Genomic DNA, 6917 nt, shown 5'->3' with positions numbered 1-6917 from the left:
GTTGGCTGTAGCCCGGGTGAAAAAGGCTGCCAGGCAGGCGTCCGTAAAAGAAGCACGGGTTCTAAAGAGCTTGGAAACTTACTATAAAGGTGAATGCTCGTTGGGATACACAGCCGACAAGTTAAAGATGCCGTTGAGAGCACTCATAGAATTCATGATTAAGCACGACCTCCCCCAGTACTGGCAGGAAGAAGACCGGATCCGGGGCCTAAAGAAGCTCTCCGAAATCCGTTCAATAGCATGATTTACCGGTAAAACCGAGCGTAAATCCCACCCCCCGCACTTTTCTCTCTTTTTGTACACGAACCGCTAGCGCGCGTTTCCAGTGGAAAACGGTAAAAACAATTGTTCTTTTATGCCAGTTCAAGACAGCGGGCATCAAAGTGCGGCGGGAGAAAGTAAATGCTACTCTGCACGAGCAGTAGATATTAAGCAATCCGCAGATACTGTCAAGTTGTCGGTTGTTGGAGCATCGCACTTGAACGTCATCAACTGAAGACTTGACAGAACCCTGCTGCCAGCCGGCTTTTTTCTGGGTCCCTTCAAGCACACGGATTAAATTGAGCGGCAGCAGACCGTCAATCAACCAATTATGGCAGCAGCGGCAAGCCCAAAGCCCGGGGGAGAGGGAGGAGGGACGCAGCCGACGGCAACAAAAGCGGCGGCCGGCAACATCATCCAGATACTTGCCAACCTGCCCGACTTTCTGCGAAAGCCGATGCTGCAAAAGCGCCTTCAAGAATTCTTTGGCATGTCTGCGGCAGACCAGCAGGAGACCATCGCCCTCGCCCTTGCAGCAGCGCCCGGCATAGAGCCGGCCAAGCTGGCAGTCCTGGTCAAGACCTGGCTTGAAGTGCTCGCCGGCTTTGACTCTGAGCAAAGGTCTCTGATATTTTCGACATACTGCCAGCAGATACTGGCCCAGCCTGCGTCCGTACAAAAATTGAACTTTCAGTCGCTGACGGACACGTTTGCGTCTTTGGAAGAAAGGAAGCAAGAGATCCTTGCAGACACGTTCAAAGAAGTGCTGCTTGGCCTTCCAAAGAGGAACGAGATCCTGGCGCTCATCCCGGACCATTCAAAGCGCGCGCTCGGGCTGCAGAGCTAGTGCGACGGAGGCTTTTCCGGGTTCTTTTGCACCTCGCCCACGCCCTTTTCCAGCCCAAAGAAGGCCCGCTCGTACTTGCGGAGCGCCTTGCGGTGCTCCGGAAGCGACATGTCTAGCCGGAGCTCGTTCATGACCATGATGGCGTAGGTGGTCCACTCTTTCCAGCACGCCGAGCAGGCGGGGTACTTTTCTGCGGCAGGGTCTTCAACAGGGCCCTCTATGGCGTTGCCGCACTTTAAGCAGGTTTTTTTACTGCTACTGCTCATTTTCTCTTGGAGACGTTTGCGCCTGCCATTATTATACGTTCAAAAGAGCGGCTTTTTCATGCTGGAGCCGCAGCTCCCGCACCTTGCGCCCTTGACCTGCGCGCCGCAGGCGATGCAGACGTACTTCAGATTCGGCTTTTCGCTTTCGTGGCCCCCGCGGCCGGCCGTCTCGCTTGAGAAGCCAAACGCCCTGAGCGCCTTTTGCTGGCGCCACCTGATGTAAAAGATGGCGCCTACGAATATGGCAATGTTTGCCGCCATGCCTATGATAAAGCCGAAAAAGTAGGTTAGCAGCAGCCCTGCGCCGAGGCTTGCGCCTATCAGCAGCACCTGCCTCTTTAGCACCGGTTTCATCGCGCCGTCCATGCATAGACTTGACATTAACCGCTTAAGAACATTTTTCCAAAAGCAGCCCGGATCGGATCTCAATAGGTTATTATAGTTTGCAGACCAGAGAATCATTTAAGGAAAGAAAGGAGCAAGAGAAAGAAAGAGAGATGCACGTCCCATGCCCAGACTGCAAAAAGGTGGCCGAGCTTGCCGACGACTTTTCGTACGTCAAGTGCGCCGCGTGCGGCTTTGACATGACCTACGGCGAGTACGTCAAGTACATCGCATACAGGGACGCCCGGTACAAGGACATCCTAGGCGACTACAAGAAGTAAAAAAGCCCTGTAGCGCCATAATAGAGAATAGAGTTAATAACGCTAGCCTGCCCTCGTTCCTTGCTTGGAGATCGAGCTTGCAATCAACGCCGCCGGCCTTGCCATTTCGGTCTTTATAGGCAGGTTCGCCTACGCCGGCTATGCCGCAATCGGCAGCCCGAACCTGCTGAGGCTGACGCTGGCGTTTATCTCGATAGCCACCGGCTTTGTGCTCATCATGGCCTCGCTGTTCCTGTCCTCGTCGGCAGAGCAGCAGGCGGTGAACACCGCCGGCCTCGGGGCGCAGGCGGTCGGCTATTTCTTTATAGCCATGTCTCACGGCCTGAAATCGTCGTTCGATTTTGCGCCCCGGCTAGGAGGAGGGGGAAGCAGCAGCAACGGCAGCGGCAATCCTGGCAGCGGCGGGATGGCCGCAGCTCTTATCCTCGTGCCCCTGGCGACTGCCCCGTTCGTGATACCGGGAAATTCAATAGAACATCTCGTCAGGTCAATTTCTTTTATTCTACTAGTATATGTGTCGATAGAGACCATGGCATCGTATATGCAGAACATGAGGAGCAATACCCTCATGATTGGCTCCGGTCTTGGAACGCTAGCGGTAGCAGAGCTCGTCGCCTGGTACGACTTTATCTTTCCTGGCGCCTTTTATTACCCTGCCATGGCCGCCAAGGTGGCCGGCTTTGGCCTGATGTTCGTCCCGTTCTCAAAGCTGGGGCTTGCCGCTGCGGGACTTGGCAACAACACTGGTGGGAGGATGGACAGCAAAATTGGTTAACGGCAATAATAACGGTAGCAGCAACAGGACGCACATCAGCATAATCGCTGACATACTGGACACGGCCCGGCAGTACAGCTTTGAAGGCTATGGCGACGGCGACGGCGACGGCGGCGCATCCGTTACGCACCTCATACGCCGGGCAAACGTGCCCCACCGCCGTCTGTCGTCCATAGTGTCGGAGCTAAAGGCGTCAGGGCTCCTGAGCGAACTTCCTGCCGGCTCGAAATACAGGATAAGCGAGAAGGGGCTGGAATTTTTGAAAAATTACCAGCAGTTCAAGGGCTTTGCAGAGAGCTTTGGCCTCAAGGTATAGCTGCCCTCTGGCAGAAGCGCCTGGTTGTCTTAAGAAAGAAAGAGAGTGCGCGCTGTCAGGTGCATCTTTTCTCTCTCCCTCCCTCATCGCTGACTGGGCCGATGCAAATGCCCGGGTAGTCGGGGAAAAAACAGGCTTTGCCGTCGCTGCTACTGCGCTTTTTGAGAGCTGCCAGAGGAGGAGCTGTCGGAAAATGTAAGCAGGGAACAAGCGTCATCCAAACAAACAGGCTGGGCGCTTGAGAAGGAAGGGTGCGCCCTGAGAGTGAGTCGCTTCGTTACAAGAATATCTCTCATATTTGTGATAATATTATAAAATCGTAACATTATGATTTGATTTTCACAACAATTATTAACACACGCGCATATTTTTGACGGGCTGGCGTATGACCTGGATCGATCTCTGCAGGCAGATAATCGCGCTTGACAGCGCAATCAGGTTTGCCGGCATTGCATTGATAAACGGCAAGATACTTGCAGCCGAGTACAGGGAAGGGCTGACGCCCCTGCTGACGCCGGAAGACTCGGAGCTCTCAATCATACAGTCGGTGATAAGGATGGGCACCAGGAAAACCCTTGAGGCAAAGCTAGGCAAGACGATCTATGCGTTTGCGTCGTATCAAAAGGTAAAGCGGGCAAGCATAATGACGTACGACGAAAGCGGGCGCGACGATGCAGTCGTGATGGTGTCCTTTGACAGGGCGGCCGACCACGATTCCATAATCACGGACAAGATACTGCCCTGCCTGAAGGCGGCCGGCAAAAGGATCGCCGAGTAAAAGCGCGTCTTTTATTTTTTAAATGGGCGAAAAACCATCCACTGTTGTGGCGGCGGCAGCAAGCGGAGCCTCTGTAGAGGAAATGGTGGAAAAAGAGGTAATGTCGTGGCCCGGCGTCACCTGCGGCCCGCACCGGTTTGGGGGCACCGAGTTTCGCGTCAACGGCCGCGAGATGGGCCACATGCACGGCTCCAGCTGGGCCGTCCTGCCTTTCCCGGTGGAACTGAGAAACAGGCTGGTTGCAAGCGGCATCCTGACGTCGCCCCCCCCCTCCTCCACCCCCAACCCCTCCACCACATGCTGCCAGACTCGGGATGGGTCGCGCTTTACCTGAACGGCGAGCGGGACGCAAAAACGCTGCCGGAGCTGTTCAGGATGCAATACGAAAGGATAACAACAATGTCATCGGTGGCTGCCTGCTGCTGCCAAAAAATAGCGGGAAAATCACTCGTCGCCTTCGTCTGCGTCGTCGCTCGACTCGTCCTCATCAAACTCGTCTTCAAAGTCATCCTCAAAATCGTCGTCTTCTGACATATGGCGCAAAAGCTGCAACACGCTCGTTATAAGCATTTTGCCCTGGCCGTCAGACTGGCGGCCGCAAACGCCCTGCAAAACAACAAAAGCCTGCTGATCTATTTTTGCACTATGACGATGCAGGTGCAGACCCCTATCTCGCAGCGCCTGACCTCCTTGCCGTCCGTCCTTGCGATTACATAGGAGTGCCTCTCCAGCGGGTGGAGGCACTTTTCGCACAGGGGCTCGTTGTACACAAACCAGGTTGGGCAAGCCCGGTATTAACATTATTTCGCGTCTCCAGTCAGCTTTTTATAGCCTGGAAAAGCCTTTCAGGCTATTATGGGCCGAGTCGACAAGGGCGTCAGCTGCAGCGTGAGCGGCTGCGAAAACACCGCAGAGCGTTCAATGAGTGGCTCAAAGGCGGCGATGGCTTCAGACATGGGGCTTTCAAGCGCCAAGCGGGTCTACCTGTGCCGCGAGCACTACAAGGAATGGAAAAAAGCCACCAAAGAGGACAGGGAAAACGAGCGGGCAAGATGGGGCTAGCGATACTAATACATTAAATTAGCAGTCGCGCCCTGTGAGAGGATGTACAGAACATGCGTCTGCTGCAGCTGCATTCTGATTTCATAGAATACGAGCCGATAGACAAAGAGATCAAGGGCGCCGAGGAGATCCAGTCAAAGGCCAAGGTGCGGCTTGAGGACCTGGTGGTCGCCTTTGTCACAGTCGAGACGGGCGACGACGAGAGCGTTGCAAAGGCCGCTGCAGGCGAGATTGCAAAATACATGGACACGGTCAAGGCGTCGAGGCTGCTCGTTTATCCATATGCGCACCTGAGCTCAGACCTGGCGGCGCCGGACGTGGCCGCAGGCGTCGTAAAGGCAGTCGAAAGCTTTGCCAGAGAGACGATAAAAGAGGTGCACAGGTCGCCGTTTGGCTGGACAAAGTCCTTCAACATCAAGGTCAAGGGGCACCCGCTTGCAGAGAACGCCAAAGAGATATCCAAAAGCGCGGTAGAGCACGAGATACACTCCCACGACGAAGGGGGCGGAAAGGAGTCCACCGCGCTCAAGAACGAGGAAAAGCTGAAATCGTTCTGGCACATCCTGCTTCCGACAGGCGAGCTCGTCCCGGTCGGCGAATACAAGTTCAAAAAGCAGGACGCAAACCTCCAGACGCTCGTCAACTACGAGATAGCGAAAAACCGCGCAGTGAACCAGCAGCCAGAGCACGTGCGGCTGATGAAAAAGATGGCCATAGCGGACTATGAGCCGGCTTCAGACGTTGGCAACATGCGCTTTTACCCCAAGGGGCGGCTGATGAAGTCGCTCATCGAGCAGTACGTCACCCAGCGTGTGATGGAGTACGGCGGCATAGAGGTAGAAACGCCGATAATGTACGACTCGAAACACCCCTCGATGGAAAGCTATTTCAACCGCTTTCCGGCCCGGCAGTACAACATCCAGTCGGACAACAAGCAGCTGTTCCTGAGGTTTGCAGCATGCTTTGGCCAGTTTTTGATCGCCAAGGACATGAACGTGTCGTACAAGCACATGCCTTTCAAACTTTACGAGTTGACCAGGTACTCGTTCCGGCGCGAGAAATCGGGCGAGCTTGTCGGTCTCCGGCGGCTGCGGGCGTTCACCATGCCCGACTGCCACGCCTTTTGTAAAGACATGCAGCAGGCAAAGGAGGAGTTCCGCAAGCGGTTTGAGCTCTCGATAAGCGTGATAAACGCGCTGGGCCTCAACAACGAGGACGTCGAGATGGCCATCCGCTTTACAAAGGACTTTTGGAACGAGAACAAGGATTTCATCACCGAGCTGATAGGCAGGTTCGGCAGGCCGGTGCTGGCAGAGGTCTGGGAGGAGCGGTTCTTTTACTTTACCCTGAAGTGGGAGTTCAACTACATCGACGGGATGGGCAAGGCGTCTGCGCTCTCGACAGACCAGATAGACGTGGAAAACGGCAAGCGGTACGGCATCGAGTACGTTGACGAGGACGGCAGCAGGAAAAACCCGATAATCCTGCACAACTCGCCTTCCGGCGCCGTGGAGAGGGTGATGTATGCATTGATGGAAAAGGCCGCCAAGATATCAAAGACGGGGGGCGTGCCGTCGTTCCCGCTCTGGCTTGCACACACGCAGGTCAGGATAATACCGGTCGGCAAAGAACACATCCAATTTTGCGACAACCTGCTTGCGCAGCTTTCGTCGAGCCAGATCCGCGCCGATATAGACGACCGGGACGAATCCATAGGCAAGAGGATACGCGAGTCCGAGACCGAGTGGATACGCTACACCGCAGTCGTGGGCGACAAGGAAGTGAACTCGGCCAAGCTGACTGTCAGGGACAGGCTTGAGGGCAAGCAGCGCGAGATGACCGTGCAAGAGTTGATTGAAGAGGTAAAGGCGCAGACCAAGGGCAGGCCGTACCTCCCGCTGAACCTTCCCCGGTACGTCTCGGCCAGGCCGCAGATAATGGCCTAGC

Annotated in this window: 12 protein-coding genes; 9 read left to right on the top strand and 3 right to left on the bottom strand. The window is 55.1% G+C overall.

Features of this window, described 5'->3' with window-relative positions; genetic code table 11:
- Together WKI84_RS12055 and WKI84_RS12050 are read left to right on the top strand one after the other, a co-directional pair.
- Positions 1-244: hypothetical protein (locus WKI84_RS12055; RefSeq protein WP_337863809.1), on the top strand; the 244-nt coding region annotated here is incomplete at its 5' end.
- 348 nt (positions 245-592) lie between these two features.
- A complete protein-coding gene (locus WKI84_RS12050; protein WP_337863808.1) occupies positions 593-1108 on the top strand; it encodes a hypothetical protein in 516 nt (171 codons plus the stop codon).
- Here WKI84_RS12050 and WKI84_RS12045 read toward each other — a convergent pair.
- Both WKI84_RS12045 and WKI84_RS12040 read right to left on the bottom strand, forming a co-directional pair.
- Complete coding sequence (locus WKI84_RS12045) at positions 1105-1374, bottom strand: Fe(2+)-trafficking protein (RefSeq protein WP_337863807.1); 270 nt, start codon at positions 1372-1374, stop codon at positions 1105-1107. The genes WKI84_RS12050 and WKI84_RS12045 overlap by 4 nt on opposite strands.
- Positions 1375-1413: 39 nt before the next feature.
- The gene (locus tag WKI84_RS12040; RefSeq protein ID WP_337863806.1) at positions 1414-1740 is read right to left on the bottom strand and encodes a hypothetical protein; all 327 of its coding nucleotides are present in this window, start codon (positions 1738-1740) and stop codon (positions 1414-1416) included.
- A gap of 77 nt (positions 1741-1817) precedes the next feature.
- Here WKI84_RS12040 and WKI84_RS12035 point away from each other — a divergent pair, with 77 nt between their 5' ends.
- From WKI84_RS12035 to WKI84_RS12015, 5 genes are all read left to right on the top strand, one after another.
- Complete coding sequence (locus WKI84_RS12035) at positions 1818-2039, top strand: hypothetical protein (protein WP_337863805.1); 222 nt, start codon at positions 1818-1820, stop codon at positions 2037-2039.
- A 64-nt stretch (positions 2040-2103) separates the two neighbouring features.
- Positions 2104-2814, top strand: a complete 711-nt coding sequence (locus WKI84_RS12030; RefSeq protein ID WP_337863804.1) for a hypothetical protein — start codon at positions 2104-2106, stop codon at positions 2812-2814.
- Positions 2807-3130, top strand: coding sequence for a winged helix-turn-helix domain-containing protein (locus WKI84_RS12025; protein WP_337863803.1), 324 nt, complete (start codon positions 2807-2809; stop codon positions 3128-3130). The genes WKI84_RS12030 and WKI84_RS12025 overlap by 8 nt, the downstream gene beginning before the upstream one ends.
- 385 nt (positions 3131-3515) lie before the next feature.
- Entirely contained in the window at positions 3516-3908 is a 393-nt protein-coding gene (locus WKI84_RS12020; protein WP_337863802.1) for a hypothetical protein, read from the top strand.
- A 22-nt stretch (positions 3909-3930) separates the two neighbouring features.
- On the top strand, positions 3931-4242 hold the full coding sequence (locus tag WKI84_RS12015; protein WP_337863801.1) for a luciferase family protein: 312 nt from the start codon (positions 3931-3933) through the stop codon (positions 4240-4242).
- Positions 4243-4540: 298 nt separating this feature from the next.
- Here WKI84_RS12015 and WKI84_RS12010 read toward each other — a convergent pair whose 3' ends face one another.
- Positions 4541-4678 (bottom strand): hypothetical protein, encoded by a 138-nt coding sequence (locus WKI84_RS12010; RefSeq protein ID WP_337863800.1) that lies wholly within the window; start codon positions 4676-4678, stop codon positions 4541-4543.
- Between the two features lie 85 nt (positions 4679-4763).
- Here WKI84_RS12010 and WKI84_RS12005 point away from each other — a divergent pair, with 85 nt between their 5' ends.
- Both WKI84_RS12005 and WKI84_RS12000 read left to right on the top strand, forming a co-directional pair.
- The gene (locus WKI84_RS12005) at positions 4764-4970 is read left to right on the top strand and encodes a hypothetical protein (protein ID WP_337863799.1); all 207 of its coding nucleotides are present in this window, start codon (positions 4764-4766) and stop codon (positions 4968-4970) included.
- Positions 4971-5023: 53 nt separating this feature from the next.
- On the top strand, positions 5024-6916 hold the full coding sequence (locus WKI84_RS12000) for a threonine--tRNA ligase (protein ID WP_337863798.1): 1893 nt from the start codon (positions 5024-5026) through the stop codon (positions 6914-6916).
- Position 6917: the final 1 nt, after the last annotated feature.

The organism is Nitrososphaera sp. (genome assembly GCF_037447015.1).
Taxonomy (GTDB): domain Archaea; phylum Thermoproteota; class Nitrososphaeria; order Nitrososphaerales; family Nitrososphaeraceae; genus Nitrososphaera.
Note: the sequence above shows the minus strand (reverse complement) of the source record. Positions and strands in the feature narration are given on the sequence as shown.

Excerpts from the sequence above, each read along its gene's own strand:
- WKI84_RS12050 (WP_337863808.1), top strand. The coding sequence starts at position 593 with ATGGCAGCAGCGGCAAGCCCAAAGCCCGGGGGAGAGGGAGGAGGGACG.
- WKI84_RS12045 (WP_337863807.1), bottom strand. The coding sequence starts at position 1,374 with ATGAGCAGTAGCAGTAAAAAAACCTGCTTAAAGTGCGGCAACGCCATA.
- WKI84_RS12040 (WP_337863806.1), bottom strand. The coding sequence starts at position 1,740 with ATGGACGGCGCGATGAAACCGGTGCTAAAGAGGCAGGTGCTGCTGATA.
- WKI84_RS12020 (WP_337863802.1), top strand. The coding sequence starts at position 3,516 with ATGACCTGGATCGATCTCTGCAGGCAGATAATCGCGCTTGACAGCGCA.
- WKI84_RS12015 (WP_337863801.1), top strand. The coding sequence starts at position 3,931 with ATGGGCGAAAAACCATCCACTGTTGTGGCGGCGGCAGCAAGCGGAGCC.
- WKI84_RS12005 (WP_337863799.1), top strand. The coding sequence starts at position 4,764 with ATGGGCCGAGTCGACAAGGGCGTCAGCTGCAGCGTGAGCGGCTGCGAA.
- WKI84_RS12000 (WP_337863798.1), top strand. The coding sequence starts at position 5,024 with ATGCGTCTGCTGCAGCTGCATTCTGATTTCATAGAATACGAGCCGATA.